This is a genomic window from Streptomyces sp. MK7, assembly GCF_032658145.1.
GTDB classification, from domain to species: domain Bacteria; phylum Actinomycetota; class Actinomycetes; order Streptomycetales; family Streptomycetaceae; genus Streptomyces; species Streptomyces spiralis.
This window is the reverse complement of sequence record NZ_JAVACL010000131.1, coordinates 1-979: the sequence shown is the minus strand read 5'-3', so window position 1 is coordinate 979 and position 979 is coordinate 1. Positions and strand designations below refer to the sequence as shown.

Annotated in this window: 1 protein-coding gene; it reads right to left on the bottom strand. The window is 68.3% G+C overall.

What is annotated here, in order from left to right:
- A partial coding sequence (locus R2S09_RS40145; protein ID WP_316746225.1) for an MFS transporter occupies positions 1-968 on the bottom strand: 968 nt, incomplete at its 3' end.
- Between the last annotated feature and the right edge of the window lie 11 nt (positions 969-979).

Below are 979 nucleotides of genomic sequence, written 5' to 3'. Positions count from 1 at the left end.
ACGATGTTGATGATCGACGTCGTGAACGAGTAGAAGAACGAGTCCGCCGGGTCGACACCGACCGACTGCCACAACGTCGAGGAGTAGTAGAACGCGACGTTGATGCCGACGAACTGCTGGAAGACCGACAGGCCGATGCCGATCCAGACGATCGGCTTGAAGAAGAAGCCGCCGCCGAGCAGGTCCTTGAACGTGGACTTGTGCTCGCTGGTCATCGCGTGCTCGATCTCGGCGACGCGGGCGCCGAGGTCGATGTCCTGGCCCTCGACCTCGGCGAGGATCTCACGGGCGCGGTCGCGCTTGCCGACGGAGAGCAGGAAGCGCGGGGACTCGGGGATCGCGAAGGAGAGCATGCCGTACAGGACGGCCGGGACGACCATGACGCCGAGCATGACCTGCCAGGCCTCCAGGCCCATCAGCGTGCCGCGCTGCTCGCCGCCCGCCGCGTTGAGCAGGCCCCAGTTGACCAGCTGGGAGATGGCGATGCCGACGACGATCGCGGCCTGCTGGAAGGAGCCGAGGCGACCGCGGTAGGCGGGCGGGGCGACCTCGGCGATGTAGGCCGGGCCGATCACGGAGGCCATACCGATGGCGAAGCCGCCGACGATGCGCCAGAAGGCCAGGTCCCACAGCGCGAAGGGCAGCGCCGAGCCGACGGCGCTGATCGTGAACAGGACGGCGGCGATCTGCATGCAGCGGATGCGGCCGATCCGGTCGGCTATGCGGCCGGCGGTCGCGGCGCCGATGGCACAGCCGATCAGGGCGACGGCGATGACCTGGGCGAGGGCCGCGGAGCCGATGTCGTAGCGGTCCCGGATGGCCTCGACCGCGCCGTTGATGACGGAGCTGTCGTAGCCGAAGAGGAAGCCGCCCATGGCGGCAGCCGCCGCGATGAAGATGACGTGCCCGAGACGTTCGGGGTGAGCCGTCCCGGCTCCTGTCTGAGGTGCCTGCGTTGTGCTGGTCACGTGTATCTCCT